Annotated in this window: 27 protein-coding genes; 15 read left to right on the top strand and 12 right to left on the bottom strand. The window is 50.3% G+C overall.

Annotated features, from left to right (window positions below; all coding sequences use genetic code 11):
• Positions 1-185: 185 nt before the first annotated feature.
• Genes ABGI61_RS05540 through ABGI61_RS05550 form a run of 3 tightly spaced genes read right to left on the bottom strand, consistent with a single transcriptional unit; the run spans position 186 to position 3,044 of the window.
• Positions 186-929 carry a LytR/AlgR family response regulator transcription factor gene (locus tag ABGI61_RS05540; RefSeq protein WP_347598130.1) on the bottom strand — a complete coding sequence of 248 codons (744 nt, stop codon included), beginning with the start codon at positions 927-929 and terminating at the stop codon, positions 186-188.
• Positions 913-1,983 (bottom strand): sensor histidine kinase, encoded by a 1,071-nt coding sequence (locus ABGI61_RS05545; RefSeq protein ID WP_347598133.1) that lies wholly within the window; start codon positions 1,981-1,983, stop codon positions 913-915. The genes ABGI61_RS05540 and ABGI61_RS05545 overlap by 17 nt, the downstream gene beginning before the upstream one ends.
• A gap of 11 nt (positions 1,984-1,994) precedes the next feature.
• On the bottom strand, positions 1,995-3,044 hold the full coding sequence (locus tag ABGI61_RS05550; protein WP_347598135.1) for a sensor histidine kinase: 1,050 nt from the start codon (positions 3,042-3,044) through the stop codon (positions 1,995-1,997).
• A 169-nt stretch (positions 3,045-3,213) separates the two neighbouring features.
• Here ABGI61_RS05550 and ABGI61_RS05555 point away from each other — a divergent pair, with 169 nt between their 5' ends.
• Together ABGI61_RS05555 and ABGI61_RS05560 are read left to right on the top strand one after the other, a co-directional pair.
• Positions 3,214-4,227 (top strand): M14 family zinc carboxypeptidase, encoded by a 1,014-nt coding sequence (locus tag ABGI61_RS05555; RefSeq protein WP_347599083.1) that lies wholly within the window; start codon positions 3,214-3,216, stop codon positions 4,225-4,227.
• Positions 4,218-4,994 (top strand): alpha/beta fold hydrolase, encoded by a 777-nt coding sequence (locus ABGI61_RS05560; RefSeq protein ID WP_347598138.1) that lies wholly within the window; start codon positions 4,218-4,220, stop codon positions 4,992-4,994. Before ABGI61_RS05555 ends, ABGI61_RS05560 begins: the two co-directional genes overlap by 10 nt.
• Here ABGI61_RS05560 and ABGI61_RS05565 read toward each other — a convergent pair.
• The gene (locus ABGI61_RS05565) at positions 4,975-5,703 is read right to left on the bottom strand and encodes a tRNA-uridine aminocarboxypropyltransferase (protein ID WP_347598141.1); all 729 of its coding nucleotides are present in this window, start codon (positions 5,701-5,703) and stop codon (positions 4,975-4,977) included. The genes ABGI61_RS05560 and ABGI61_RS05565 overlap by 20 nt on opposite strands.
• Positions 5,704-5,792: 89 nt before the next feature.
• Here ABGI61_RS05565 and ABGI61_RS05570 point away from each other — a divergent pair, with 89 nt between their 5' ends.
• The gene (locus ABGI61_RS05570; RefSeq protein ID WP_347598143.1) at positions 5,793-6,695 is read left to right on the top strand and encodes a pseudouridine synthase; all 903 of its coding nucleotides are present in this window, start codon (positions 5,793-5,795) and stop codon (positions 6,693-6,695) included.
• Positions 6,696-6,842: 147 nt separating this feature from the next.
• Positions 6,843-8,483, top strand: a complete 1,641-nt coding sequence (locus ABGI61_RS05575) for a methyl-accepting chemotaxis protein (protein ID WP_347598146.1) — start codon at positions 6,843-6,845, stop codon at positions 8,481-8,483.
• A gap of 2 nt (positions 8,484-8,485) precedes the next feature.
• Here the strand turns inward: ABGI61_RS05575 and ABGI61_RS05580 are convergent, their stop codons facing one another.
• A complete protein-coding gene (locus ABGI61_RS05580; protein ID WP_347598148.1) occupies positions 8,486-8,938 on the bottom strand; it encodes a YaiI/YqxD family protein in 453 nt (150 codons plus the stop codon).
• Positions 8,935-10,680, bottom strand: a complete 1,746-nt coding sequence (aceK, locus tag ABGI61_RS05585; protein WP_347598151.1) for a bifunctional isocitrate dehydrogenase kinase/phosphatase — start codon at positions 10,678-10,680, stop codon at positions 8,935-8,937. Before aceK ends, ABGI61_RS05580 begins: the two co-directional genes overlap by 4 nt.
• A 192-nt stretch (positions 10,681-10,872) precedes the next feature.
• On the opposite strand from aceK, the gene ABGI61_RS05590 reads away from it, so the two are divergent.
• Both ABGI61_RS05590 and ABGI61_RS05595 read left to right on the top strand, forming a co-directional pair.
• The gene (locus ABGI61_RS05590; protein ID WP_347598154.1) at positions 10,873-11,961 is read left to right on the top strand and encodes a porin; all 1,089 of its coding nucleotides are present in this window, start codon (positions 10,873-10,875) and stop codon (positions 11,959-11,961) included.
• A gap of 8 nt (positions 11,962-11,969) precedes the next feature.
• A complete protein-coding gene (locus ABGI61_RS05595; protein ID WP_347598157.1) occupies positions 11,970-12,380 on the top strand; it encodes a type 2 periplasmic-binding domain-containing protein in 411 nt (136 codons plus the stop codon).
• A gap of 53 nt (positions 12,381-12,433) precedes the next feature.
• Here ABGI61_RS05595 and ABGI61_RS05600 read toward each other — a convergent pair whose 3' ends face one another.
• The gene (locus ABGI61_RS05600; RefSeq protein WP_347598160.1) at positions 12,434-13,840 is read right to left on the bottom strand and encodes a YfcC family protein; all 1,407 of its coding nucleotides are present in this window, start codon (positions 13,838-13,840) and stop codon (positions 12,434-12,436) included.
• 223 nt (positions 13,841-14,063) lie between these two features.
• Between ABGI61_RS05600 and bdpA the strand changes: the two genes are divergently transcribed.
• Both bdpA and ABGI61_RS05610 read left to right on the top strand, forming a co-directional pair.
• Entirely contained in the window at positions 14,064-15,551 is a 1,488-nt protein-coding gene (gene bdpA, locus ABGI61_RS05605; RefSeq protein ID WP_347598163.1) for a BAR domain-like protein A BdpA, read from the top strand.
• Between the two features lie 87 nt (positions 15,552-15,638).
• Entirely contained in the window at positions 15,639-15,824 is a 186-nt protein-coding gene (locus ABGI61_RS05610; protein WP_347598166.1) for a hypothetical protein, read from the top strand.
• A 4-nt stretch (positions 15,825-15,828) separates the two neighbouring features.
• On the opposite strand, the gene yjjX is transcribed toward ABGI61_RS05610, so the two are convergent.
• Complete coding sequence (gene yjjX / locus ABGI61_RS05615; protein ID WP_347598169.1) at positions 15,829-16,356, bottom strand: inosine/xanthosine triphosphatase; 528 nt, start codon at positions 16,354-16,356, stop codon at positions 15,829-15,831.
• Between the two features lie 126 nt (positions 16,357-16,482).
• Here yjjX and ABGI61_RS05620 point away from each other — a divergent pair, with 126 nt between their 5' ends.
• Together ABGI61_RS05620 and ABGI61_RS05625 are read left to right on the top strand one after the other, a co-directional pair.
• Positions 16,483-17,193, top strand: a complete 711-nt coding sequence (locus ABGI61_RS05620) for a DUF445 domain-containing protein (RefSeq protein ID WP_347598172.1) — start codon at positions 16,483-16,485, stop codon at positions 17,191-17,193.
• 147 nt (positions 17,194-17,340) lie between these two features.
• Entirely contained in the window at positions 17,341-17,718 is a 378-nt protein-coding gene (locus ABGI61_RS05625; RefSeq protein ID WP_347598175.1) for a cytochrome b562, read from the top strand.
• 59 nt (positions 17,719-17,777) lie between these two features.
• Here ABGI61_RS05625 and ABGI61_RS05630 read toward each other — a convergent pair whose 3' ends face one another.
• Positions 17,778-18,476, bottom strand: a complete 699-nt coding sequence (locus ABGI61_RS05630) for a YebC/PmpR family DNA-binding transcriptional regulator (RefSeq protein ID WP_347598177.1) — start codon at positions 18,474-18,476, stop codon at positions 17,778-17,780.
• Between the two features lie 217 nt (positions 18,477-18,693).
• Between ABGI61_RS05630 and ABGI61_RS05635 the strand changes: the two genes are divergently transcribed.
• From ABGI61_RS05635 to ABGI61_RS05645, 3 genes are read left to right on the top strand one after another with little or no spacing between them, the layout of a single operon-like run.
• Positions 18,694-18,996 carry a hypothetical protein gene (locus tag ABGI61_RS05635; RefSeq protein WP_347598180.1) on the top strand — a complete coding sequence of 101 codons (303 nt, stop codon included), beginning with the start codon at positions 18,694-18,696 and terminating at the stop codon, positions 18,994-18,996.
• A 25-nt stretch (positions 18,997-19,021) separates the two neighbouring features.
• Positions 19,022-19,540 (top strand): hypothetical protein, encoded by a 519-nt coding sequence (locus ABGI61_RS05640; RefSeq protein WP_347598183.1) that lies wholly within the window; start codon positions 19,022-19,024, stop codon positions 19,538-19,540.
• Entirely contained in the window at positions 19,537-19,824 is a 288-nt protein-coding gene (locus ABGI61_RS05645; RefSeq protein WP_347598186.1) for a hypothetical protein, read from the top strand. The genes ABGI61_RS05640 and ABGI61_RS05645 overlap by 4 nt, the downstream gene beginning before the upstream one ends.
• Positions 19,825-19,829: 5 nt before the next feature.
• Here the strand turns inward: ABGI61_RS05645 and ABGI61_RS05650 are convergent, their stop codons facing one another.
• Together ABGI61_RS05650 and ABGI61_RS05655 are read right to left on the bottom strand one after the other, a co-directional pair.
• Positions 19,830-20,168: an MGMT family protein gene (locus tag ABGI61_RS05650; protein ID WP_347598189.1), complete on the bottom strand. Its 339-nt coding sequence runs from the start codon at positions 20,166-20,168 to the stop codon at positions 19,830-19,832.
• Between the two features lie 30 nt (positions 20,169-20,198).
• Entirely contained in the window at positions 20,199-20,612 is a 414-nt protein-coding gene (locus ABGI61_RS05655) for a YccF domain-containing protein (protein WP_347598192.1), read from the bottom strand.
• Positions 20,613-20,771: 159 nt separating this feature from the next.
• On the opposite strand from ABGI61_RS05655, the gene ABGI61_RS05660 reads away from it, so the two are divergent.
• Positions 20,772-21,359: an HAD family hydrolase gene (locus ABGI61_RS05660; RefSeq protein ID WP_347598195.1), complete on the top strand. Its 588-nt coding sequence runs from the start codon at positions 20,772-20,774 to the stop codon at positions 21,357-21,359.
• A 92-nt stretch (positions 21,360-21,451) separates the two neighbouring features.
• Positions 21,452-22,441 carry a GGDEF domain-containing protein gene (locus tag ABGI61_RS05665; RefSeq protein WP_347598198.1) on the top strand — a complete coding sequence of 330 codons (990 nt, stop codon included), beginning with the start codon at positions 21,452-21,454 and terminating at the stop codon, positions 22,439-22,441.
• Between the two features lie 2 nt (positions 22,442-22,443).
• Here the strand turns inward: ABGI61_RS05665 and ABGI61_RS05670 are convergent, their stop codons facing one another.
• Positions 22,444-25,512, bottom strand: a complete 3,069-nt coding sequence (locus ABGI61_RS05670) for a transglycosylase domain-containing protein (protein WP_347598201.1) — start codon at positions 25,510-25,512, stop codon at positions 22,444-22,446.
• Between the last annotated feature and the right edge of the window lie 2 nt (positions 25,513-25,514).

Genomic DNA, 25,514 nt, shown 5'->3' on the forward strand with positions numbered 1-25,514 from the left:
CTGTCCTCTGTCTGTTGGGTGAATATGGCATTTGCCATATTCACAGTGTGGCGTACTAAGCAGGGGTTTACCGCTGCCTTGGGACAGGCGGAAGAGGCCTTGTTATTAAGTGATAAGCCGGTGTTGGCGCGGGATAAACGGTGCCTGGTACATCGTGCGCAGTGTTAAGTGCTAAAACGTTATGTTCAATGCTGGGCCACATTGTCTAGTTTGTCCTGCCAGTTTAATTTGTAACGCCGGGATGCCGGCACTGTCTTGCCGTTGCTTAAGCAAAAGGTATAGTCATTATTATGTGGCTGTACTTTATGCACATGATGCAGGTTAATCAGTACCGAGCGATGTACCTGAACAAAGTGACCGGGCAAGCGTTGCAGCAGCTCTTTCATGGTTTCACGGATAATAAGGGTTTCGCTGAGGGTGTGAATACACATATAGTTGCCAGCAGCCTCTATCAGCAGTATGTCAACATCATCCAGCAGTAAGGTAGAGGCGCCGGTTTTAAAACTCAGCTTGTTGGGTGCTGCTGCCTGAGAAAGTGCTGCCGGCTTATCTAAAGCCGTGCGCGCATCCAGTAAGGTTTGCGCTAGGCGCTGACGCGACACCGGTTTGAGTAAATAGGCAAAAGCAAAATGTTCATAGGCAGCAAAAGCGAATTGCTCATAGGCGGTGACTAAAATAAACAGTGGTCTTGCCAGCGATGAGCTTTTTGCGGAGCGCTGCAGAATGTCGATGCCCTTTATGCCCGGCATCTGAATGTCGAGAAAAACGATATCCAGATCAGGCCCGCCTTGCAGATACTGCAAAGTGTCGTCACCGTTATCAAAACACTGCACGATCTGCAGGTTAGGGTACACCGCCAGTTTGGCTTTTAAGTTACTGATCGCCAGAGGTTCATCGTCGGCAATAATGACTTTAAGGCTGTTGTGCATCAAGGGCCTCCATAGCAATGGTTAACTGGCTGAAAAAATCATTGCCGTTAAGGCTCAGCGTCAGGCTGGCCTGATTTGCAAACAGCAGCTGTAGCCGTTCGGCCAGATTAATCAAGTTCGCCGGTTGTTGCGGTTCAGGCCAGCCGGCGTCGCTCGCTGCCCCCTGTTTTGCCAGTTGAACTCGCAGCTGTTTGGCATCAGCCTCAACGGTTATCTGCAGGCAAACCGGTGTAGCCACTTCGGCTACTGCATAATGAATGGCATTTTCGGCCAGTGGCTGTAATAGCAAAGGCGGAAATTGCAGCTGCAGCGGTGCTGTTAGCAACTGCCAGTGCAACGTTAAACGCTCACCAAAACGAATTTGCTGAATAGCCAGATAGGCTTGCAGAGCGTCCAATTCTTGTTGCAGTGGAGTAAATTCATCCTGCTGGTTTTTCAGGGTATGACGTAAATACACCGAAAGATGCTGAATTAATTGCTCGGCGGCCGCGCCGTTACGCTGAACAATCAACGCATTTAACGCATTTAAGGTGTTAAACATAAAATGTGGGTTGAGCTGATAGCGCAGCACCTTAAGCCTGGCCTGGCGCGCTTGCTGTGCCAGCCGCTGTTGCTGTTGCACACTGGCATAATGTAACTGGTTAGTTTTAATCAGCATAAACACTGCCAGCCAACCTGCCAATGGTAGCAATACTAACGAGAAGGCCATCAGGTACTTAAGTGGTGACGTTACCCCCAGCAACATATCGCTGGCGTGGTGCATAATCAGATATTGCCGCAATAGCACCATCGCCAGCCAAAGCGGTACAAGGTAGTAAAGCAAGCGGCGCAGCTGTGGCCACAGGGCCCGTTGCTGTTGCAGCTCTTGCTGGCCCAGCAGGCCTGTCAGGCAAAGATTTATTAGTGTGATCAGGCTGTAAATCCAAAGATAGGGCCAGGTGGCTTCGTTTTGTAGCGGCACTAACACGGCTAAATGGATAAATTTCACCAGCAGATAACTTAACCAGTACAGCAAGTGCCAATACCAAAACCGATAACGCGGGCTGTTGTGCATCTGCGCCATCCTTAGCACGCTTGCCAGGGCAGTTGAATACTCACCGTAAAGCCCTGTGGGCTTGCGCCAACCTCCAGCCGGGCCAGCTCGCCAAAGTGTTGCAATAGCCGGTTGCGGATATTAGTAAGCCCGACACCGCCGCCACTATGGTCGCTATTTAGCACCGAGCCCGGGCCATCATCGCTGACGGTTAATTGCAGGCAATCTTGTTGACGTTCACCACCTATGGTGATCGTTGCGCCCTGTTTACGGGTGGCTACCGCGTATTTAATGGCATTTTCCACCAGGGGTTGCAGCAATAACGCCGGAATACGCTGTTGTTTCAGGCTGTCGTCTATTTGCCAGTTTACCTTTAGTTTGTCGCCAAAACGGGTTTTTTGCAGTTGCAGATAAGCATTAATGGCCTGTAATTCGTCGGCCAGTTGCACCAGGCTGTCCGGCGCTTTACTAAGCGAGTAGCGTAAAAACGTCGCCAGTTGTTCTGACATGGTTTCAGCGTCATCGTAGCGCTCTGCTTCGAGCAGGGCACAGACAGAATTGAGTGCGTTAAAAGTAAAGTGTGGGTTAAGTTGATGGCTCAGAGCCTGCAATTCTAACTGCTGAACTTTTTGACTTAAGGCGTGGGTCTGGGCCAGCCGCTGCAGCTGCTGCTGATACACCAGTAAGGTGAGATAACAGGCCGCCCAGACGAAGAAAGCCAGCACAGAGGTATCGAGATTACCTATTAGCATGCGTAGATCGACAATCTCTTTATCCCACAGTAGCATCCAAAAGGCATTCTCTGCCGGGATATAGCAAGCCGCTAACAGCACGACACCAGGCAGTAATTGCCAGCTGCTAAAGGCTTGCTGCAACAAACGCTGATAAGTCCAGACAATTAGGCCCCCGGTAAGTAGCATGGCCACCAGCTCGCTGGCCGCCATCATCGGCAGATACCGCCACTCATAAGGTTTAGTGTGCAGTATGGCGTTGTGCCAGGAGCTTAGTACGCCAAGCGAAAAAATCGCCAGCCAGTAATACAGGTTAAAACGCAGTAACGCGCTCAGGCTGACAGGCGGCATAGGTGTCTCCGGCACAATGTGGTGCGCCAAGTATAGGCCAGCTGTTTGTCTTTGCGGGTATCGCAGGATAACCGGATGAAAATACGGGGCAAATCTTCATAAAACTGCCATTTTTATCGCCAGACTATCCGCTAAGCTGTCATGCGAATGTCATTTGATTTTTGCTGAGGTGAGGTTGCAACAGCAGGATGTTTTGCCGGAGCTGGCACAGCTTGAGCAGTTAATTGCTGGCGCACCAGCGGCGCTGCGTGTGACGGTATTAACGCAGGTGCCACATATGAGCGGCAAACTGCCGCTGTATGCTCTGGCGCTGGGTAACCCGGATCCAACGTTACCTGCAATGGTGCTAACAGGCGGTGTCCACGGACTGGAGCGTATTGGTACCCAGGTAGTATTAGCTTACCTGCAAACTTTATTACAGCGCCTGCCCTGGGATATTACGCTGCACCACGCCCTGCAACAGGGCTGTATTTACTTTCTGCCGTTGGTAAACCCAGCGGGCATGGCTAATGGCTGGCGCGCAAATGGCAACAGTGTCGATTTAATGCGCAATGCGCCAGTTGAGTGCAGCGAAGGTGCCGCCTGGCTAGTGGGTGGCCAGCGCATTAGCCGCTTACTGCCGTGGCATCGCGGCCGGCAGGATAGAATGGAGCTGGAGAGTCAGGCGCTGGTCGATTTTATCCAAGGTGAGTTATTTGGCCGGCCGTTTTCACTGGCGCTGGATTGTCACTCGGGCTTTGGCCGCACTGATAGGATCTGGTTTCCTTATGCCAAAAGCCGGCAGCAACCCATCGCACATTTAGCTGAAATGGCACAGCTACGGCAGTTGTTTTTGCAGACCTATCCGCATCAGAATTATATTTTTGAGCCGCAGTCACAGCATTACCTGTGTCATGGCGACTTGTGGGACTATTTGTATGATTTATCGGCGCAGCATAATACCATGCTACTGCCACTGACGTTGGAAATGGGCTCGTGGAACTGGGTGCGGAAAAACCCGTTTCAGCTACTTTCTAGCCTGGGAATGTTTCATCCGGTTAAACCGCATCGGGTTAAACGGGTGCTTCGCAGCCACTTGATCCTAATTAACTTTTTAATTAACGCCACGCTGTCGTACCGCAACTGGCTGCCACTTAGCCAGCCAGAAGTGTTACTGCAAGAGGCGAAGACCCTATGGTATTAAATCCTGCGGTATTAGCCCAACACACACCGGTGTTGCTGCTGCGTGGCTTAAGCCGGGAGCAGCGCCATTGGGGGCGGCTGCGGCCTGTATTGTCATCAGCGCTGCCAAATCCGCTATTAAGCTTTGACTATGCTGGCTGTGGCGAGCTGTACCAACAGCATTCCGCGGCGGATATTGCGCTGCTGCGCCAGTCTGTGCGCCAGCAACTGCAACAATCACCAGCTTTTAATGGTAGGGTGCATCTGGTGGCACTGTCGTTAGGTGGCATGCTGGCGTTGGACTGGGCAATACAGTACCCGCAAGAGATCGCGTCTGTCGTGCTGATTAACAGCAGCGCCAGGCCGCTGTCACCGTTTTATCAGCGTTTACGTTGGCGCAATTACCCGGCGCTACTGGCCTTGCCTTGGCTGAGCTTGCCACTGCGTGAACAGCTGATCTTGCAGCTCACTAGCCGAAAAGCGCGGCAAGATCCGCAGTTGGTAAAGTGTTGGATTGGGTATCAGCAGCAACGCCCGGTAAGCCGGGCCAATATGTTACGCCAGTTGTGGGGAGCCGCGCGGTTTCGGCTATCAGCAGCACCTGTTTGTCCGTCTTTGGTGTTAAGTAGTGCGGCAGATAGCTTAGTTAACCCAGGCTGCTCGTTAGCTTTAGCCAGTTATCTATGCGCAGAGCATCAGCAGCACAGTTGGGCCGGGCATGACATTGCACTGGACGACCCAGACTGGTTAGCGAGCCAAATTGCTGGTTTTATTCAGCGTCAAGTTTAAGGTGCGGTTTGCCGGCAACATAAGCCTGACGAAACAGTAAAAAATACTGTGCCAGCGCTTGTGCAGCCGCCGTATCCTTAGCCAACTTTAGCACTTCGATGGCGACCTCTGCAGTGCATAACTGATGCAAATGCGCTGCTTCGCGTAGCAAGTAAGAAGAGCCTTGCTCGCTTTGAATGCCCAGCACGGGCAGCTTTTCAAGATAAGTACTTTTAAACATTTTTTTTGCTTCGCGCCAGGTGCCGTCCAGCATAACAAACAGCGGCGTTTTCCCGTGTTGTACCGCACTAAGCTCAAGCGGGCTGTTAATACAGCGCTCTGGCTCGGCATATTGTGTAGGAAACACTACTATAGGGGCGTAACGGGGATCACTTAATACCGCTAGCATGGCCGGATCGGGCCGGGTTCTGTCCCAGACAAAAGCATAATTGTCGCTAATCACATCGGCGATGATACGGCCTGTGTTACTGGGTTTGTAGCACTCACCGGTATACATAATAAAGCAAAACGCACTGTGGCTTTTTACTTGTGGTCTTGCAGCGCAAATACATTCGACTTTGGGTAATAGGCAGCTATCGCAACGCTTTACCTTACTGCCCCGGGCGTTAAACACCCGGGTGGCTTTGGCCAGTTCAGTGGCGCGCAGCTGTAACACGGCATTGTGGTGGGAGGGCTTACACACTGTAGGGGGCAAAGTGCTGTCTGACATAGTGAACATCTGCTGCAGGCGGCCAAAAGGCGGCTATTGTAACGGCTTTTATGCTAGACTGCGCGCTGATTTTTCGCCAGGAAACGTCTGTGTCTATTGCCCGTCAAGCCTCTGAAATAACCCTGCCGGCGCCGGATAAGCGCTGGCCAACGGTATATGCGTTTTTGTGCAGTCATTTTGCCCGCATTAGCGCCGATATTTGGCGTGAGCGGGTTTTAGCGGGCAAAGTACATTGGTTTAATGGCGAAGCTATTACGCTGCAAACGCCCTTTCTGCCGGGTAAGCGGCTGTGTTATTACCGCGAGGTCGCCATTGAGCCGGCCATCCCGTTTAGTCATCAGATCCTGTATCAGGATCAGCATATCCTAGTGGCCGATAAACCGCATTTTTTGCCGGTAACGCCGGGGGGTGAGTACGTGAATGAGTGCTTACTGGCACGCTTAAAACGTGATACCGGCATTGACGATATGGTACCGGTGCACCGGCTGGATCGCGATACAGCTGGTCTGGTGTTGTTTTCTATCAATGCGAAAAGCCGGGCGGCCTATTATCAGCTGTTTCAGCAGGCGCAAATCACTAAGCTTTATCAGGCCGTAGCCCCATTAAATGCACAGGCTCAGCACTGTGCGTTACCGAAAAAATGGCATGTAGCCAACAGGATTGAAAAAAGCCAACCGCGGTTTATTAATGCCATAGTGCCGGGGCCGGTTAATGCTGTATCTGATATTCGCCTGATGGCACGGCATGAAAACCTGGGTTTGTTTGCGCTGACACCACACAGCGGCAAAACCCATCAGCTGCGACTACATATGTTTAGCCTGGGCATGCCGATATTGCATGACAACTATTACCCCGAGCTTAAACCAAAGCAGGCCGCTGATTTTAATAAACCTTTGCAATTATTAGCTCAGCAACTGTGTTTTACTGATCCGTTAAGCCACACCGAACGTGTGTTTCATAGCAATCGATGTTTAAGTTTGCCAATCACCTAGCACATATTCCGTGTTGACTAAGCCTTAACTCAGGACAGAAAACCTGAGGTTATTCAGTCGACCAGCGAAAACTCAACTATGCTAACTAAGACGCAGGTTAGCCCTGCGTCATGCCCGAAGTTCAGTTATCTTAGGATGAGTAAATTTATGAGCAGCCTGAAGAATTTGTCGGTTAAATTACAAATCGCTTTACCTATTATTTTATTATCAGTCTTGATTGCGGTAGTTGGTGTTAAGAGCCTCATCACGGTCAATGGCGTTATCGCACAAACTGATATTGCCATTAATAGTCTAACACCAGCCACTACGGCGGTATTAAACGCCGACAGGGATCTGTATCAGGCTGAATTGGCAATGCGCGAATACGTGCTGTTAAGCGAACAAGGTAGGCCAGTAGCCGACGCCCAAAAAGACTTTGCCGACAATGTTCAGCAAGCGCTAGACCGGATGAAAAAGGCGGCAGCGCTGGTGCGCGTACATGATGTGAGCGCTATGACTGACAGTGAGTTTAGTAGGGTGTTTGATACTTGGCACAATCTGGCCAAACAAGCCATGCAGTACGCGCAGCAGAGCAACACTCAGCAAGCCCGGTCATTAATTGAAGGCAGTGAGAGTAAGGCGTTCTCAACCTTACGTGATGAATATAACGGCTTGGGCGAGCGCATTGATCAACGTGCGGAATTGCTGGGCAAAGAACTAACCGACTATGTTAACCAACAAAAAACACTGACGATATTGCTGATGTTGATTGCAGTCGCTATTGCGATTGTCACTGTCGTATTTAGCCCCAGCCTGATTGTTAAGCCGCTTAACCAGCTAAAAACCATGGTCAGTGAGCTGGCCAGCGTGGGGGGCGATTTGACCCGCCGCTTGCCAGTGAGCGGCAGCAATGAAATTGGCGATGTTGCGCTTAAAACCAATGAGTTTATCAGCACATTACAAAAAATGATTGGCGAAGTGCAGCAGCAGCTGAGTGAGCTGGAACAGGCCGCAGCTAATATCGCGCAAAAGACCGAGCTCACCAGCAATAAAGCCGGCGAGCAAACCTCACACATTGAACAGGTACTCACTGCTATTCATCAGATGCAGCACGCGGTACAGGAAATTGCCAGTAATGCGTCACTCACCAATAATGCTACCGAAGATGCTAACAAGGCAGCTGATAGCTCGGGTAAGGTGATCCGCCAGTCGATGCAGCAGATCAATGTGCTGGCCAAAGATATCTCGCAAGTCGTCAAAGCCATTAGCGATCTTGAAGTAGAAAGCCGCAATATTGTCTCGGTGCTGGAGGTAATAGGCGGTATTGCCGAGCAAACGAACTTGCTGGCACTTAATGCGGCGATAGAAGCGGCGCGCGCTGGAGATGCCGGCAGGGGCTTTGCCGTGGTAGCCGATGAGGTGCGTACACTGGCATCGCGCACCCAGCAATCGACCAAAGATATTCATGACATGATTAACCGCCTGCAGCAGGGCGTAAGTCAGGCTGTTTCGGCAATGGATAACGCTAAAAACCAAGTAGCAGAAACCGAGCAGCATGCTTCTTCGGCCAGCAGCTATCTGGATAACATCGTCTCTGGTATTGCCAATATTAATGACATGGCGACCCAGATAGCGGCCGCGACCGAGCAGCAATCTACGGTGGCTGAGCATGTCAACCAAACCGTCAATGGTATTAGCCAAAATGCCAATGAATTATCGGACTTAGCCCGTGATACGGGCAATGACGGTGTGCGGGTGCGTAAACTGGTGCAGCAGGTAAGTGCTCAGGTGGGGCGTTTTAAGGTTTAGCGTCATGAGGTTGCGTAGCGCTGTAGTAACTTGTCTAATTGGTTGGCAAAGGCCTGCCGGTCGCTTTGGTTAAGTGGTGGAGGCCCACCGGTGTGCACGCCGCTGGAGCGCAGCGTATCCATAAAGTCGCGCATGGTCAGCTTCTGTTTAATGGTATCGGTACTGTAGAGCTCGCCGCGCGGGTTAAGGGCAAAAGCGCCTTTGGCCAGAACATCCGCTGCCAGCGGGATGTCGGCAGTAATTACCAAATCCCCAGCCTGGCAGCGGCGCACAATTTCGTTATCCGCCTCGTCAAAGCCGCTCGATACGGTAATAGCCGAGATAATCTTTGACGGTGGCACGCGGATCAGCTGATTAGCTACCAGCAGGGTACTGATCTGTTTGCGCTCGGCGGCACGAAAAATGATGTCTTTGATCACCACCGGGCAGGCATCGGCGTCAACGTATATTTTCATGGTTTAGTGCTCTCATGCTGATAGTGGTGATAAAAACGAATGTCATCCGGGTAAGGAAAGATATCTTCCACTACACCGTCGCGGATGTTTTGTTGCTTTTGCCGCCAGTAAGCGGCGTCAAGCAATTCTGGGTGTTTACTAAACAGCAGTTGGCGAATGTCGCTTTGTGGCGTAACAAAGGTGGCCATTTGCTCGGGGAAGACATCACCTGGCGCTGCACAGACAGTGCCTTCGGCAAACATAGCGTCTTCGTAGTTTTCTGTTTTCGGGAAGCTTCTGAAGTTCACATCTAACAAATACTGTACTTCGTCGTAGTCGTAAAACACCACTCTTTTATGGCGCGTAACACCAAAGTTTTTCAGCAGCATATCGCCGGGGAAAATATTGGCGGCAATCATTTGTTTAATCGCATGACCATAATCGTCCATGATCTGGGCTTTTTCTTCGAAAGACACTTGTTCAAGATATAAATTCAGCGGGATCATGCGTCGTTCAATATACAGATGCTTTATCACCACTAAGTCATCTTCGAAACTGAGTGAGCCGCCGATGGCCTGCTGCAGCTCTTCCAGCAGCTCGGCCGAAAAACGGTTCTTTGGCAGCGCGACGTAAGAATATTCCAACGTATCAGCCATACGGCCAACCCGGTCGTGCTTTTTAACCAGCAGATAGCGCGCTTTTACCGTGTCGCGGCCAAATTCTTTGCTGGGAGCAAATTTATCGCGGATCACTTTAAATACATATGGAAAGGAAGGTAGGGTAAACACCATCATCACCATACCTCGTGTGCCGGGGGCGGCGACAAACTGGTCGTTACTTTTATCCAGGTGGCTTAAAAGCTCGCGGTAAAACTCGGTTTTGCCCTGTTTATGCAAACCAATGCTGGCATAGAGCTCTGCCAGGGTTTTATGCGGCAGCAGCTCGCGTAAAAAATGTACCAGTGATGAAGGCACCTGAGTTGCCACCATAAAATAGGCACGGGAAAAGCCAAAAATAATCGTCATTTGCTTGGCGTCGGTCACCAGGGTATCAATAAATAAGCCTGCCCCTTCGCGGTGCAAAATCGGAATAATAAACGGCTGCTGGCCATCTGGTGTGACAGCGCGGCCGACAATATAAGCAGCCTTATTGCGATAGAACACTGACTTTAAAATATCAAAGCGAATTTGATACACCGGATGGCGGCCATGGCTGGACTGCGCCATAAAGCTTTTTACGATTAAGCGGATATCGCGGTCCAGGTTGATAAAAGGCGTAATAAAGCCAAAGCCGGAGACAATATTACGAATTGTCTGTTTTAGGCCATCCTGCGCCGGAAAGAAACTGTCATAAACGGATGCAATGGGTGCGGGTAAATGCTGTTTACTTAAGGTCGATTCGACAAAAATATTCTGATTATGGAAATACTTACGCTCAAACAGCTGACAAAACACTGAGTTATAGAAGGTCTCGGCCAGTTCAGCTTGCGGGTGAAACGCCAGAAACGCCATGTAATGCTGCTTAACCTGCTGCCACAGGGCTTCATTTAAACACTGGGTAGGCAGCGCACTGGCCAGATGCGCAATCGCTTCGGTGACACGTTGATCATAAAACGAAATACGATCAGAGCTGTCTTGCTGAAAGGCACGCCAGTCGGCCAGTTCAAAACGTTGCTTGGCTTTGGCCGTTATCGTCTGAAATATACTAAAGTGACGGCGAAACCCTTTTAAAATAATTTCAGCGATTTGTTGTGCTTGCTGCATAAAGACAACGATTGGGTTGAGATGGGTCTATGCTAGCAGCAGAACTCTGGTGACAAAAGCCGGTTTTACTGCCTTTACTGCTTGTAGGCGCAAAGTTCGATGATTTTTTGCGGTTTTTCAGCAAAAATTTTTTACTGAACTATGTTTAGCAAAAGGTGTCGCGAACTTTTGGCATCATAACAAGGAGCTTGTATGCGTAGAGCAATATTAGGCAGTTTACCCGGTATACTGTTGTTGTTGTCGCTGACAGTGAGTGCGGACGTCAATATCTCTGGCTTTGCTACTGTTGCCGGTGGCCGGGTGCTAAGTGGTGACGGTGTTGAGGAGTTTGGTTTACCCCCGACCTTTTTAGCCAATTACCCCCAGGTCGGCGTGTATGAGGAAGAATGGTCTTTTAAACCCGATAGCCGTATTGGTTTGCAGGTTTCAGCCGATTTAACGGAAGGCTTATCAGTAACCGGGCAGGTAGTCGCGCGCGGTGCAGACGATTTTGATGCCCGTTTTGAATGGGCGTATCTGTCGTATCAGCTCAACGATACCTGGACCTTGCAAGCAGGTAAAAAACGTTTGCCACTTTACTACTACTCAGACTTTTTTGATGTTGGCTATGCCTATTTATGGATGCGACCGCCGGCTGATAACTACACCTGGCAGATCTTTAATTACACCGGCATTAACGCCCTGTTTAACACTCAGTTAGGCAGTTGGGACGTCAGCGGTAATCTGTATACTGGGCGTGAAGATGACAAAGAAAACAAATTGTTGTCGCAATTTTTTGGTACTAACCCAGTGCGGGAGATTTGGAAAGATATTGTTGGTGGCGTCGTTAGTTTTAACAGAGACTGGCTGGATATCCGCCTGACCTATATGACCTACATTAACGAGCGTTATCGCACAATCAATGGCGTTGTCGAGCGCGTAGACTGGGATGGTGAGCTGGAGCGGCGCGGCAAATTTGCCGGTATCTCGGTTAATATTGACTATAACAATCTGGTGTTATTAACAGAGTTAAATCAGTTAGATCTGGATGGTGGTAAGTTTGATACCTACATGGTGTCACTTGGTTACCGCCTGAATAATATTACACCTTATATCTCCTACGCCGATTTTGACAGTGACGGTGAAATACACAATACCACCAGCATAGGTCTTCGGTACGACTTTCACAGCTCAGCTGCCTTTAAGCTGCAGTACGATGATGTCGAAGACAACGGTGTTGATGGCCTGATGGTAGCAGGTGACAGTAAATCTGTTACCTTTGGTGTCGATTTGGTGTTCTAGGAGGCAGAATGAAAACGTTACTGATCGTTAGCTGTTTTTTACTGCCGCTGAGTGTGAGTGCGGCCATTTCCGTCGTGGTGCATCCATCGAATCAAACCAGTTTAACAAAAGAAGATTTAACCCGCTTATACACCGGCAAGCTAAGTTCGTTTACAGATGGCTCCTCAGCTGTGCCGGTAAACCTGGCTGATTCCGTCCCGCTGCGCTCACAGTTTGATCAAAAGGCGCTAGGCCGCTCGTCAAGCCAGGTGAAGGCATTTTGGTCTAAGCTGGTATTTACCGGCAAAGGCACTCCGCCAAAGGAGGTGGCATCTGACAGCGAGGTCCTGGCACTGGTTGCCAATAACCCGAATATTATTGGTTATGTCAGTGCCGATGCGGTCTCAGATAATGTCAAAGTGGTACTAACGCTGGAATAAGTAAAACTGCTAATTGCAGCCTAAAAAAACAGGCCGGCTATGCCGGCCTGTTTCTATGCAACTACCGGCTGTAAGCTTAAACCGTAGTCAAACACAATTGCCAGCACCAATACTAACGAAGAGGCCAGCATTAACTTGATCATCAGTGGCAGACAAAAGCGGAACCAGTGGCCATAAGGAATACCTGCTATACCAATAATGCCCATCAGCACCGCATTGGTCGGTACGATCATATTTGAAAAACCATCACCAAACTGATAAGCCAGCACTGCCACCTGGCGTGGAATTTCCAGCAAGTCTGCTAATGGCACCATCAGCGGCATAGTGACATAGGCCTGGCCGCTGCCAGAGGGGATAAAGAAATTAAGCAGGGTTTGAATCAGCAACATGCCCACTGCAGCGGCTTCTGCGCCAACATAAGACAGTGGCAAGGACAAGCCATGCACCAGGCTGTGTAGGATCTGGCCATCTTCCATCACCAGCGAAATGCCGCGCGCGATACCAATTAACATCGCTGTGGTGGTCAGCTCCATAGCGCCATCAATAAATTTTTGTGCGGCAGTATCGGCGGATACTTTACCGATAACAGCGCTGAAAAGCCCCCAGCCAATAAAACAGGCGCTTAGCTCGTATAAGTACCAGCCGTGCACTTTAATGCCATAAGCAACTAAACCAATAGTGGCAACGAAACTGGCCAGGATCAGCTTGTGGTTAAGCGCCAAGGCCGGGTAGTTCACCTGTGCTTTATCACCCAGCGGACAGGGCAGGTCTGCTACCATCGAGTTGTCAGGGTTGGCATGCACTTTTTTCGCATAGCTCCACACATGATGAAAGCCAATAAGTACAAAAGGCACAAAAATGGCAAAACGCAGCCAATTGCCAGACATCGGCGGTAAATCAGCAATTTGCTGGGCTATTAATACAGTAAAGGGGTTAAAGGCCGATACGCCATAACCAATACCATAACCGGCCACTGTCATACCAACAGCCGTCATTGCATCCAGCCGCATAGCTTTACACAGTGCCACCAAAATTAGCACAAAAGGAATATACTCGCCTGCGGTGCCGATAAAGCTGGACGCCATGGCAAAACAAAACACCACCATAAAGATCAGCATCTGTGGTTTGCTGTTGTAGCGCTCTAACAGGCGTCCAATCAGTGCGTCAACGGTGCCGGTAGCGCGGGCGATAGATAACACGCCGCCTAAAATCATCACGAAGAAAATCACGTCCTGCGCACTAGCAAAGGCGCGAGGAATTGCGGTAAGCAGCTGCCAAGGGCTTAAATATTGACGGTTTTCAACCAGCTCGAAGGTACCGGGTACCACAGCACTGCGGCCATTGGCCAGGGTTTGAGTCTCAAAAAAGCCCTGGGGTACTATCCAGGTGGCGATCATCGCCAGCACCATCATGCTAAAAAGTAACGTCAGGGTGTGAGGCACCCGCAGCCATTTCGTCATAACACTATCATTCCACTAGGTTGTTGTTACCGGTGACGCCGGTGTTGTTTAGGCGCGACAGTCTACCCCAGCTGTTGCAGCAGGACAAATTAGTGCAACTATGCTGCTTGTTGAAAAATATCTCTGCCCGGGGAGCTTCCTTGCCGTGCAGCGCTGCTGCTAAAATAACCACCACTACCGCGCTTCGTCTTGTAATGCTTTATTAGCTTGTTGTGGAGTCTTTATGCGTTTGCTGTTTGCGTTGTTGTCTACCCTCTGGTTATCTGCGCTACAGGCCTCGCCGGTGGTATTGGTGGATGGTTTTGAGCAGGAAACCGATTACTGGCGCCAACTGGGGGACTGCAAAGCTTTACTGGGCATACCTCGCTCTGGCGAGCTGTCGCTGCGCTGTCAGGCGGGCAGCAGTGTATTGTTTAGCAAACAGGCGCTCAGTGAAATGGGCGTATTAGAGCTGTGGGCCCGGCCGGACAGCATGGCTACTTCCTATCGTATTCAGGTGCTGGTAGCTGATCAGCCATCGTTAAATGCGTTATGGCAGCCTGTCGCTTTGATTGAGCACAATGGTGGCGATACCAGTTATCAGGCCCACCGCGTATCTATTGATGAACCTGCTAAGCGTTACTTGCGGCTGGATATTGAGGCGGTAAACGGTGCGGTAGATATTGACGATCTGCAGGTAGAACGCATTTTACTGGCCACGGCGCTGCAAAAAAATGAGCAGCGTATTGTCAGTGGTATTTTAGATAAGCTGCGGGCAGATCAGAATATCGCGCTGCAGGCTGAGTCGTTTCGCACCCTGGGCGCTAACTATGCTGCGCAGCTGGATATACAGCGCCAGTACCTCGAGTACGCCAATGCGCTGCACTCGGGTATCGCGCTGGCGCTTGCCGGCTCAGAGCGCAATAAAATGTCTAACCCGATGGCTTATGCCAGCTTTCGCAGCATCATTAATGACACCAAACGGGTTACCACGCCACTGCAGCAGGCACGGCTAAATTCTATGCTTAAGCCGTTTGGTGATTTGGTGACTGCGACGCTGAATGTGGTCAGCGCCGGCACCTATTCTGCCTTTGCCGAACCCTTTAAATCGTTTCTGGCGTCCAGTTTTGACAAGTCTAACTACAGTGATGCCGGCCTTAGCCGCAGCGATCGGAAGTTTGCCGAGCAAAACGGCTTGAAAATTTATCAGGACGCTGAGCGCTTTTTAGCCGAGCTGGAAAAAGAGTTGTCTCAGGTTGCTGCGCTGGATAATGACTTGTTGCAGATCCAAAAGAGCATTGATGTGTTTCGTCGTGCGTTGGATAAACAGCTACGCGACACCTTACAGCATGCCAGCCTGGCACGTTCGCAGGAAACCATCAGCCGTGCCCTGAGTAAAGATGAGCAGGTGCGCGAGGCGCTAAAAGCGGAAGTGGCTGGCAATATCCGCCTTAAAGCCAACAGCTATCTGGATGAGGGCAATAACACTGAGCTGGTGCGTTTTGTGCTGAAAACCTCCGAGCAGCTGGAGCAAACCCAAAGCTACAAAGACCAATTTAATCAAATTGCTTCTGCCATGCTAACGTACTACGACAAGTTTGAGCGCTCAGTAAATAGCAACCAGAATCCTTTCACGGAGCCGGCAGATAAGCAGATCTGGGAAAACCATGCACAAAAAGCCCGCAATTATCTGCAGCAATCGAAGGAGTCTTTCAACAAAGCTTACTTGTAATAACCATTCTATTGTTCAGCTTAGGCTCAGGCTGTGGCTTATAAAGTTAGCGGGTACTCTCAAATAAAGGTGATACAGGAGACTGTTATGAGTGCCGTAAAACAAAGCCATCAGCAACAGCATTATTTTTACCCGCAGCAAAAAACGGTGGATTTAACCGCGCAGGAACGTCAGGCCCTGAGCCTGGTATGGGCAGATGAGCGCCGCAGCCAAACCGCTGTTGTGGCAGAGCGGCGTGATGTCGCGCACTGTGCGGTACTGGGCTACAACTAAGCTGTTAAGTGTGCAGTTCAAAGAGCTCTGGCTGCATAAACGGGATCATCGCCAGAATAATAGCCTGCTGATACACGCCGGCGCGTGTCAGTAAATGGTTGGTTAGCATCGCAATAGCGCCACCTTGTTGTTTCACGTTTTGCTGAGCAAACATTCGGTCCATCACATCGCCCAGCTCTTCGCCCTGTTGCAATGCCATAAGTGCAGCGGGCGGCAGCGGCACACTGGCACTGCGGCTTTTGCTAAGCTTGCCCTGATGGGTAATGGCCACCCAGGCAAAGCTGCTATCGCCATCTAAGCCTGCTTCGAGCGCCACATAGTAATCTGCACCGGGTACAGCAGCTGCAACTGCTTGTAGCCGGTTTAGTGCGCCACGTAAGGTTTCGTCGCTGTCCATTGGCTGCGCTGCCACGCCTGACTCGCAGGCCAACCCATCATACTCAATCGCCTGACCGGCAAAGATCTGCTCAAAAGCGGCACTGACCGCACGAATTTTCGCTGGGTTGGCTGAAGCGACTATTACCTTCATCATGTTTCCTCTTGCTATGTTGGCGCCTAGCATAGCGACAATTGCTTTCAAGCTAAAGCTCACCCTTGCCGGGCGCGGGGTGGCTGATTAAAATCGCGCCGTTAATCCTTAAGCTAGGCAGAGGTAGTAATGCATAATAAAAATGTTCTGACGAATGCGTTAGCCGCAGTGTTAAGTGTCATCGGTTGGTATTGGCAGCAGCCGGTGTTGTTGAGTGTTGGTCTATTTGCGCTCTCAGGTGCACTGACCAATGCCTTAGCCGTGCACATGTTATTTGAAAAAGTACCGCTGTTATATGGTTCTGGTGTCATCCCGGCGCGATTCGAGCAGTTTAAAAGCGGCATTTATCAACTGGTAATGACGCAATTTTTCAGCAGTGACAATATTGACCGTTTTATTGCCGGCAAACAGCAAAGTCATAGCCAGGCGTTTGATTTTACTCCGGTAATTGAAAAATCCAACCTGTCGCCAACCTTTGACTCGCTACTTAAAGTGGTGGAGCAGTCGTCTTTGGGCGGCATGTTATCGATGTTTGGCGGCAGCGCGGCGCTGATGCCGTTAAAAGAGCCTTTTATAGCCCGGCTAAAAACGGCGCTGGTGGAGGTGTCGCAGTCTGATGAGTTTAATCAGCTGCTGCTGGCGCAGCTGGACAAGCCAGAGCAGTTGGCAAGCTTGCGCCAACAGGTGGATAGCATAGTGCAGCAGCGACTGGATGAGCTGACGCCGGCGCTGGTAAAAGACATTATCCAGCAAATGATCCGCCAACACTTGGGCTGGCTGGTGGTGTGGGGCGGCGTGTTTGGCGGCCTGATTGGTTTACTGGCTGGGCTGTTGCAATAAAATTAACTGCCGTTGCTGTCTGACCAGTTAGCAAAAACCGGCAGGCCTGTGGCTGGGCGGCTTTCGCTGCCCGGCCGTTTTTTTAACCAGATTTTGGTTTTGCCGGCATTTTGCGGTAAAGTAGCGCCCGATTTTTTGGGGGTATCTATGCGTGGGTTGCTGCTATTAGTTTGCTGTTGGTTGTTGCCGCTACATGCCGCGGTAGATGTTGAGAAAACCATGAAGAACATGGGGTTTGAGTTTAAGCAGGCGATAGAAAGTACCGACAGTGCTACGCTTGTCACGCACCTTAACGAGCTGATTAGGCTGACCCAGCAGGCGCAACAAGCATCCTTCCCGGCTGATAAGGCCGATCAGTTTCAGCAAGGTTTAACAGAGGTATTAGCCGAGCTTGAAAAAGCGCAGCATGCTGCCAGCGAGGGGGATCTGCAGCAGGCGCAGCAGCACTTGCGCCAGGTAGATACGCTGCGTAAACACTACCATAAACTGCGTAAGGTGAGCTTCTGGCAGTTACTCTTTGGCTAGATCAATAAAGCCACCTGGCGGTGGCTTTAGCGGTAGCGATTCGGGCTATAAAACCATTGTTATGCTAAACCTACATACACGTTTTGAACGTCGTCATCAGCGTCTATCGCATCCAAGAAGGCTTCGACTTCAGCGCGCTGCGCATCCTCCAGTGTAACCGGGTTATTTGCACGATAAACCAGCTTGGCAGTTAACACTTTATAGCCAAATTCTGGCAACGCTTTGGCTACGGCATCTAAATCGGTGGCCTCGGTTAAAAACACCACTTCATTGTCTTCGCCTTGTTCAAAGTCTTGTGCACCCGCCTCAATAGCCGCCAGTTCCATATCGGCATCGGCGCTTTCTGGCTCGGCTTCAATTTGCCCCAGATGTTTAAAGTCCCAGGAGACCGCACCAGAGGTAGCTAACTGGCCTTTACGGAACAACTGACGAATACTCATGGCGCTGCGGTTTTTATTGTCGGTCAAACATTCAACAATCACCGGCACCTGGTGTGGTGCAAAGCCTTCGTAAACCACGGTTTCATAGTTAGCCGGGCCATCCAGTAAGCCAGCACCTTTTTTAATGGCGCGCTCCAACGTATCTTTGGGCATAGAGGCTTTTTTCGCCGCTTCAATGGCAGAGCGCAGTTTCGCGTTCATATCCGGATCAGCACCATTACGGGCTGCAACGGCTATTTCTTTTGCTAATTTGGTAAAAATACGGCCTTTAGCGTTGGCTGCATCCATTTTGTGTTTGGCTTTCCACTGTGCGCCCATGCTTGCGCTCCTGTAATCTTGGCTATCAAATCGAACAGGGCGCTAGTCTAGCTAATAGCAGGCTTTTAACGCAATAACAGCCTGGAGAAAACTGTGCTGTGAGCTGCTAGCGGTAAATATCATTTTTTTGTCAGCGTAATTTTTCCCGCTGCGCTGGCAATGTCGGAATAGCCATCCTAGTATGGCTAAGACGGTAAACCAGTTTAAGAGGTGAGAAATGTCAGTAAGCAATATCGGTGGTAATAGCGCTGCACAAGCACAGTTTTACGCACAGGAGAAAGCCAGTACAGTAAGTGCCCGGCAGGATGCGCCCCGCGCAGAGGCGACGCAAAGCCCGGCCGCCGGCGATTCGGTACAAATTAGTGAGCGTGCCAGAGCCTTATTGCAGCGTGATAGTGTAGTTTCGACCCGAGGGAATGGCGAGGGGATTGAGCCGCCAAAGACGACTGGTAATGGAGAAGGGATCGAGCCACCAAAAACTCTGGGCAATGGCGAAGGGATAGAGCCACCAAAAGTGTAATCTTAGGTCACCTAAAGAGTAAGTTATGGCTTGGAATACAATAGAAGCAGTGCTGTTTGAGTTGGGGAAATGGGTTTTTGTTGCCTATTTTTTGATGTTTTTGTTGTCAGTAATGTTAGAGCGTAAAGTGTCATCCTTAGTGATTACGCTGATGGTATTGGCTTTGGCTAATGGTGCCATGACGGCGAGCACACCCATGCTGTATAACATTGCCAGCCAGACGGGCTTATTTTACAAGTTTATTTGGTATATGGCTTTTGTCTGTGTTGATGGTATTGCAATTTACTTGCTGTATAAGTTTCATCGCTTACTCAAACAAAATGTTGGTAGTGTGGCGCAGTTAGTCGGCTCATGTTTTTTCTTGCTGGCCAGTATTCAAAGCCTGAGGTTTTTTGACCGTTACGTGACCGATACGGAGTTACTTCAACCGTTTTATCAATACGGCATTCCAATTATTAATGTCGCGTTAGTACCCATTATTCTGATGATGTGGGCATTACAGCAGCGTAATGAAAACAACAGTACTCAGGTGGTAACAGAATGACATGGTTATACTTTCTCATCTTAGCTGCGCTCAATCTTGCCGCCTGGTTTTTTTTCAAGAAGTTACTGTTGCTGCGCTCTATCAGCCAGATCCAGGCTGAGGTTGAGTTGGAAATGCACAGCCGCGCGCATCAGTTACTGGTGAGACGGGATCAGTTGGAAGTTGGGCTGGTTAAAGAAACCGCTGAGGCTGATGAGCAGTGGAAAGGCGACTTAGCCGAGTATATGGAAGAGTACGAGCAAGAAGCCCTGCTACGTGCAAAGCGGCGGTTAAATGGGGTTTAACCGCATTAATAGCTAAGCTTAAACAGTAGCTCCGCTAAGTCAGGCTGCCAGAGATCTTGCTGTTGTACCCGATTGTTTTTCAGCAACACACCTTCTGCAAGCAACAGCTGGCGCTGCAAATTGGCGGTGTCAGAGCCCGGCGCAAAGGCCAGGCTACGATCACTACGCAGTACCCTAAACCAGGGCACGGCTAACTGCTCTGGGGCATAACCTAAGGCTTTACCCACCAAACGTGCCCGGCCAGGTAATCCCGCTAAATCGGCAATTTGACCATAACTGGCTACCTTACCTGCAGGGATCTGCAGTACAGTTTGCCAGATCCGCTGATAGTGTTGCTTTGACATAAGCTTGTTTGCTCTGTTGTGTGAGTGCCGTTAAATAGCATGACGTGCTACCACCGTTTTGCCAATAGGGGCAATGGATAACAGCGCCAGTTTAAGGTGCGCTATACCAAACGGAATACCGATAATACTGATAAAACACAGTAGTGCGTGTGCCAGATGCCCCAGCGCCAGCCAGATACCGAACAACACAAACCAGATAATATTACCTAAGGTGCCCAGTGTGCCTGTACCAATATCGTCATAGCGGTTGATATGACGGCGGTTTACTGCATCCTGACCAAAAGGCCAGAATGCCATCTCACCAATAACAAAACAGCTGCGGCCGAACGGAATGCCAATAATGCTGATAAAACACAGCAAGCCGGCCAGCCACCACAGCAAGCCCATGACAAAACCACCCAACACGAACCAGAGTATATTAAACAACACACGCAGTATGCTCACTATCACTATTCCTTTTTACGTTAGTTGCCAGGAATAAAGCAGCTGTTGTGCCAGCTTTATTTCTCTGAAAAACAGTGTGTTAGGTGTATTGGTTGGTAAAGCTTTAAGCATTTTGACTAATAAATGGTAAATTCAGCCAGTTGGAGAGGAGTAACAAAGTTGCAGTTAACCCATATAAACGCCGTGGTATTTGATTTAGATGGCACTCTGGTCGACTCGGCACTGGATTTCGCCGCTATTTGCGATGACATTGGCTGGCCGCGCGGCACACCGCTGTTAGAGCAACTAGCCTTGACGCAGGATATAGCAGAGCACAACCGAGCTACTGAGATTATCCGCCGGCATGAGCTACAGGGCGCGCTCGATGCTCGTTGGATGCCAGGGGCCGAGCGCTGTTTACAGCAGCTTGCAGAATCAGGTTTGAAGCTTGCTCTGCTGACCCGCAATATGCGTGAGGCGACGTTTTTAACCATAAAGCGGCTGGGCATTCCGATTAACCAGGTGCTGACGCGTGAAGACTGTGCTGCCAAACCTGATCCCGAAGGCTTACTGCGTTTTTCCGCCAGTCTGCAGGTACCGCTGCAGCAAATGATTTATGTCGGTGATTATATTTTCGATTTACAAACTGCGGCGAATGCCGGTGTGGCGTCATGCCTGTATCTGAACCAGACTAACCAGCAGTTTGCCAGCCAGGCAGATTGGTGTTTTGCGCATTTTAATGACTTGGCACAGGCGCTAAGGCGCTGAAAGGGTGCCGGCTTTTGCAATTAGTTCAATTAATAAGCTAGGATGCAAACAACAGCATGCACAACGTGAGTTAACAGCAGGGGACACGGCAGGTGCTACAGAGACTAAAAGACGATTTTTATCTGGCCATGTTGATGCTGGTTGGCGCTATGATCGTGCTGTGTGTCACGCCTTATGCAATATACCGGCTATATACCGGCAATTACATAGTGGGTATTGCAGACTTAGTGATGGTGCTTTGTGCCGTGCTCGCCAGCCGGCATGCCTGGCGCACCGGCGATACGGTCAAACCCGGTTTATTTATGGCTATCGTATTTTGTATTGGCGCCTTATTGGTGTGCGTCAATCTCGGTGTAGATGGCCTGTTTTGGGTGTATCCGTTTTTGGTGTTTATCTTTTTTCTGGTGTCACCGCTTAGGGCCTTTACTCTGTTGCTGCTGATGCTGTCAACGCTGTTTATTATTGGTAACACCAATCCCGGCCTGGTATTTGCCAGCAGGTTCCAGATGATGGCATTTTTTGTTACCACCTCCATTACCAGTTTGTTTTCGTTTATTTTTGCTTACCGGGCGCAAATACAGCGGCGGGAATTAAAACGACTGGCAACGACTGACAGCTTAACCGGCGCGTCGAACCGGCGGACATTAAATGAACAGTTGGTATTGGCGATAGACGAGCATGCCAGGCGGAACCGGCAGTATGGCTTAATTTTGCTTGATCTGGACCATTTCAAACAAATTAACGACAAGTTTGGCCACAAAACCGGCGATAAAATATTAATAGAGCTGGTGCCGGTGCTGCAGTCCATGCTACGCCAGCATGATCCGGTGTTTCGTTTCGGAGGTGAAGAGTTTGTGGTAATCGTCGCCGACATTAATGCTGCCGCTCTGGAAAAGTTAGCGGAAAAGCTGCGTCAGGGCGTAGCAGAAAAAATGTTTCTACCTGATAACAGCCACATTACCACCTCTGTAGGTATTGCTATGCTGCAAAGTGGCGAAGACTGGGAAGCCTGGTTACACCGCGCCGATATGGCGTTATACCAGGCTAAACATCAGGGGCGTAATCGGGTGGTGGTAGGGTAGTGTTAACGACATTGCTGCTCACCTTGTAAGTAAGGGATCAGCAGTGGCGCCATACTATTCATCACCTGCAGCGGTAAAGCCGAGGTGAAGCTAAAACGCTCTGCATCAGCATCGGGCACATAGGCGGTGAGGACACCAAAGTGCTGGTAGCCCAGATAGAAAGCGAAAGTAGCGGTACGGTTTAGCGCTTTAGAGCTAATCTGCTGGCCGCGGGCATTAAGTTGCACCAGGCGGTTGTCGCCAGTGCCGGTTTTACCACCAATAGCAATCTGTGCTGTGGCATAGGCCGGCTGCAGGCGTCTGGCGGTGCCGTCTGTGGCAACTTGCAGCAGTGCCGTGCGCACCGCAGCGGCCACCTCTGGCTCCAGCACTTGTTGCGCCGGCGGTAGCGGCCGCGCAAAATGTGTTTCATAAGGTGTATCGGCAGCAAAAGTCAGTTTATCAATGCGGATAGTCGGCTGCTTTTTACCGTCATTCAGTATGATGCCTATCAGTTCTGCCAGTGCAGCAGGCCTGTCACCAGAGCTACCCAGCGCGGTAGCCAGTGACGGTACCAGATAATCAAACGGATACCCAAGTCTCTGCCAGCGCTGATGTAAGTCCCAGAAGGCTTCAATTTCTAACATCGTGCGGATACGGTTATCGCGCGCACTGCGAAAACGGGTTTTAAACAGCCATTGATACACTTCTTGTCGGGTAGCGCGGCTGTCATCGATCGCCTGCTGCAATGAAGTGTCAGTAGCCTGCTGCAGATAGGCTAACAGCCAAAGCTCCAGCGGGTGGCTGCGTGACAAATACGCTCTGTCTGGCAGGTTAAACGCTGTACCCTGATATTTATCGAACAGCTTTTGCCACTCGCTTTCAGTGACGGCACCATTAAACTGTTGTTGCAGCACGCTGGCGAACTGTGCGGGTGTCGCGTTAGGCGCAATATACAAATAGGCTGCTGCCAGACGCTCGGGCGTTTGCCGGCTGCTACTCAGATAAAGCTGCAATCGCTGTTCACTGTCTAAATCTTTATACTTTTGCCAAAAACGACGTAAGAAGGTGGTGCCTTCACGGTCAGCAAAGCGGCGCAGGTATTGTTCACGCCGCGGATTATCATCATCTTTTAGCAGTTGATAACTGCTGTTTTCACCGTGATAAATGCTGTAGTTCACCATGTCCTGCAACAAACGCACAAAAGGCAGGTTGATAGACTGTTGTAATGCTTCGGCAATAGTGGGGTTTAATTTGTCTTCTTCTTTACGAAAGTTGTTGAAGGTATGCAGACCGCCGCCGGTGAAAAAGCTCTCTTTGGGGTCGGCGCTGTAGCGCCGCGCTAAAGCTGCTTGTAGCATGGTGTCCAGCTTCACCCCTGGCTGCTCGCTAATGTAACTCACCGCCCATTGTGTCAGGTTGTCCTGCGGTGCCAGCTCAACAAACTGCAGCGCTTGCGGTGTTTCTTCAGCATACAATCTGTGAAGCTCAGCCACGATTTGCAGATAGCTCACCAATACCCGTAGCTTGGCGGTAGAGCCAAGCTCCAGCTTACTGGCATCGTTCATATCAAACGGCTGATCCGTATTATCGGTTTGTACCCGCACTTTATTGCCGTTCTGCGTGCTTTGATACAGCGTAAAACTGTAACGTACCTGTGTTTGTTGCCCCGGCGCTAATAACCGTTCAGCAAACAAACCGGCTTGCTCGGCGCTGTCGTACTGGCGGAGTTTATGTAAGTGCTGGCTAATACCACGCTGCAGCGCCGTATTTATGGTTGTGCCGCTGATCAAGTCCAGCCGGTCCAGCTGATACATATTCTGGCTTAATAACTGACCAAGACGGTTACGCACCATGGTAGTCGCTTTAAAATCCTGGCCTGGTTGAGCTGGCAGCGCGGCTTTGCCATTAAAGCTGAGTTTTTGTGTTAATGCCTTGGCAGCGAGCTGAGGTGGTACTACACCCTGTTGCTGCATCAGACTGATGTAGCGATTACTCAGGTTGTCTAAATCGTTACGGCCCTGTATCAGATAGTATGAGGGCCGACGCTGCGCCACTATCAGTGCTACTACCTGTTTGAGTGCCAAACCTTGCTCATCGGTATAAGGTGCACCTTGTTTTAATAACCTATTTACCTGCTGTGGGGGCGCACCAAACCAGGCGTATAAACCTTCGCCCATGCCATGTACTTCGCCGTAACTTGCAGTAGCCGCCAGCGGCACGGTGTTCATATAGTCCAGCACAATGCGCTGGCGGGCTTCCCAGGTGTCTACACCCTGCTGATAGGCGCGCACGCTGGCTGACACCAGCTGGCGGAACTTTTCTGTCATATTTGACGTTAAGCCCTGTGGGCTATGGCGGTATTTTTCCAGCTGTGTTGCCAGGGTACTGCCGCCAGCCGCTGCGGCAGGAATACCAACCGCACGCTGCAACTGCGACCATACGGCTGCGCCCAGGCGCGGTAAATTCAGTACTGGGTTAGCATGCGGGTGCTCGGGTGTCAGCAAACTTCTGTCTTCAACAAACAGCAGGCTTTGAATGATTAAGGGCGCAACATCAGTTAACCGGCTAAATTGCATCGCAGGTGCTTGATGCTGGTACAGCAGATCGCCGGCACAGCCCTGAATGACCAGCCCAGCATGCTGTTTTTCTGTATAGGGTGGATAAAAACCGTACTGGGCGTAGCGCATCAGGCTGTCGGAAAACTGGCTTTGTGAGCTAATGTGAAAACCGGTATCGGCTAAGGTTTGCTGCCACTGCGTCAGTTGATTGTAACCAAATCGCTGGTCAAACGGGCCTTTCGCCGGATATTGAATTTGACTGGCTTTACCTTCAGCCACTTCATAATGCAGCTTACCGGCTAGCCAGTGCCATAGCTGTGACTGATAAAAATGGTTACGGCTTTCCTGATAAACTGCAACGGCCAGCAAGGCCACTGCCAATAACAGCAGCCAAGGCGTTAAGCGTAATGGGGGTTGTGGCGGTGGCACATAAGGTGCCTCGCGCACGTTGTCAAACTTCATGCGGTTTAATAGCGGTGGCGCATTCAGCGTCGGCTCTTGCCGCGGTTTTTCACCATTGCGGGCACTCATAG

The organism is Rheinheimera fenheensis (assembly GCF_039871805.1).
Taxonomy (GTDB): Bacteria; Pseudomonadota; Gammaproteobacteria; order Enterobacterales; family Alteromonadaceae; genus Alishewanella; species Alishewanella fenheensis.

What these genes read in the sequence shown, in the direction of transcription:
- ABGI61_RS05540 (WP_347598130.1), bottom strand. Translation starts at nt 929, where the DNA reads ATGCACAACAGCCTTAAAGTCATTATTGCCGACGATGAACCTCTGGCG.
- ABGI61_RS05545 (WP_347598133.1), bottom strand. Translation starts at nt 1,983, where the DNA reads ATGCACAACAGCCCGCGTTATCGGTTTTGGTATTGGCACTTGCTGTAC.
- ABGI61_RS05550 (WP_347598135.1), bottom strand. Translation starts at nt 3,044, where the DNA reads ATGCCGCCTGTCAGCCTGAGCGCGTTACTGCGTTTTAACCTGTATTAC.
- ABGI61_RS05560 (WP_347598138.1), top strand. Translation starts at nt 4,218, where the DNA reads ATGGTATTAAATCCTGCGGTATTAGCCCAACACACACCGGTGTTGCTG.
- ABGI61_RS05565 (WP_347598141.1), bottom strand. Translation starts at nt 5,703, where the DNA reads ATGTCAGACAGCACTTTGCCCCCTACAGTGTGTAAGCCCTCCCACCAC.
- ABGI61_RS05575 (WP_347598146.1), top strand. Translation starts at nt 6,843, where the DNA reads ATGAGCAGCCTGAAGAATTTGTCGGTTAAATTACAAATCGCTTTACCT.
- ABGI61_RS05580 (WP_347598148.1), bottom strand. Translation starts at nt 8,938, where the DNA reads ATGAAAATATACGTTGACGCCGATGCCTGCCCGGTGGTGATCAAAGAC.
- aceK (WP_347598151.1), bottom strand. Translation starts at nt 10,680, where the DNA reads ATGCAGCAAGCACAACAAATCGCTGAAATTATTTTAAAAGGGTTTCGC.
- ABGI61_RS05590 (WP_347598154.1), top strand. Translation starts at nt 10,873, where the DNA reads ATGCGTAGAGCAATATTAGGCAGTTTACCCGGTATACTGTTGTTGTTG.
- ABGI61_RS05595 (WP_347598157.1), top strand. Translation starts at nt 11,970, where the DNA reads ATGAAAACGTTACTGATCGTTAGCTGTTTTTTACTGCCGCTGAGTGTG.
- ABGI61_RS05600 (WP_347598160.1), bottom strand. Translation starts at nt 13,840, where the DNA reads ATGACGAAATGGCTGCGGGTGCCTCACACCCTGACGTTACTTTTTAGC.
- bdpA (WP_347598163.1), top strand. Translation starts at nt 14,064, where the DNA reads ATGCGTTTGCTGTTTGCGTTGTTGTCTACCCTCTGGTTATCTGCGCTA.
- ABGI61_RS05610 (WP_347598166.1), top strand. Translation starts at nt 15,639, where the DNA reads ATGAGTGCCGTAAAACAAAGCCATCAGCAACAGCATTATTTTTACCCG.
- yjjX (WP_347598169.1), bottom strand. Translation starts at nt 16,356, where the DNA reads ATGATGAAGGTAATAGTCGCTTCAGCCAACCCAGCGAAAATTCGTGCG.
- ABGI61_RS05620 (WP_347598172.1), top strand. Translation starts at nt 16,483, where the DNA reads ATGCATAATAAAAATGTTCTGACGAATGCGTTAGCCGCAGTGTTAAGT.
- ABGI61_RS05625 (WP_347598175.1), top strand. Translation starts at nt 17,341, where the DNA reads ATGCGTGGGTTGCTGCTATTAGTTTGCTGTTGGTTGTTGCCGCTACAT.
- ABGI61_RS05630 (WP_347598177.1), bottom strand. Translation starts at nt 18,476, where the DNA reads ATGGGCGCACAGTGGAAAGCCAAACACAAAATGGATGCAGCCAACGCT.
- ABGI61_RS05635 (WP_347598180.1), top strand. Translation starts at nt 18,694, where the DNA reads ATGTCAGTAAGCAATATCGGTGGTAATAGCGCTGCACAAGCACAGTTT.
- ABGI61_RS05640 (WP_347598183.1), top strand. Translation starts at nt 19,022, where the DNA reads ATGGCTTGGAATACAATAGAAGCAGTGCTGTTTGAGTTGGGGAAATGG.
- ABGI61_RS05645 (WP_347598186.1), top strand. Translation starts at nt 19,537, where the DNA reads ATGACATGGTTATACTTTCTCATCTTAGCTGCGCTCAATCTTGCCGCC.
- ABGI61_RS05650 (WP_347598189.1), bottom strand. Translation starts at nt 20,168, where the DNA reads ATGTCAAAGCAACACTATCAGCGGATCTGGCAAACTGTACTGCAGATC.
- ABGI61_RS05670 (WP_347598201.1), bottom strand. Translation starts at nt 25,512, where the DNA reads ATGAGTGCCCGCAATGGTGAAAAACCGCGGCAAGAGCCGACGCTGAAT.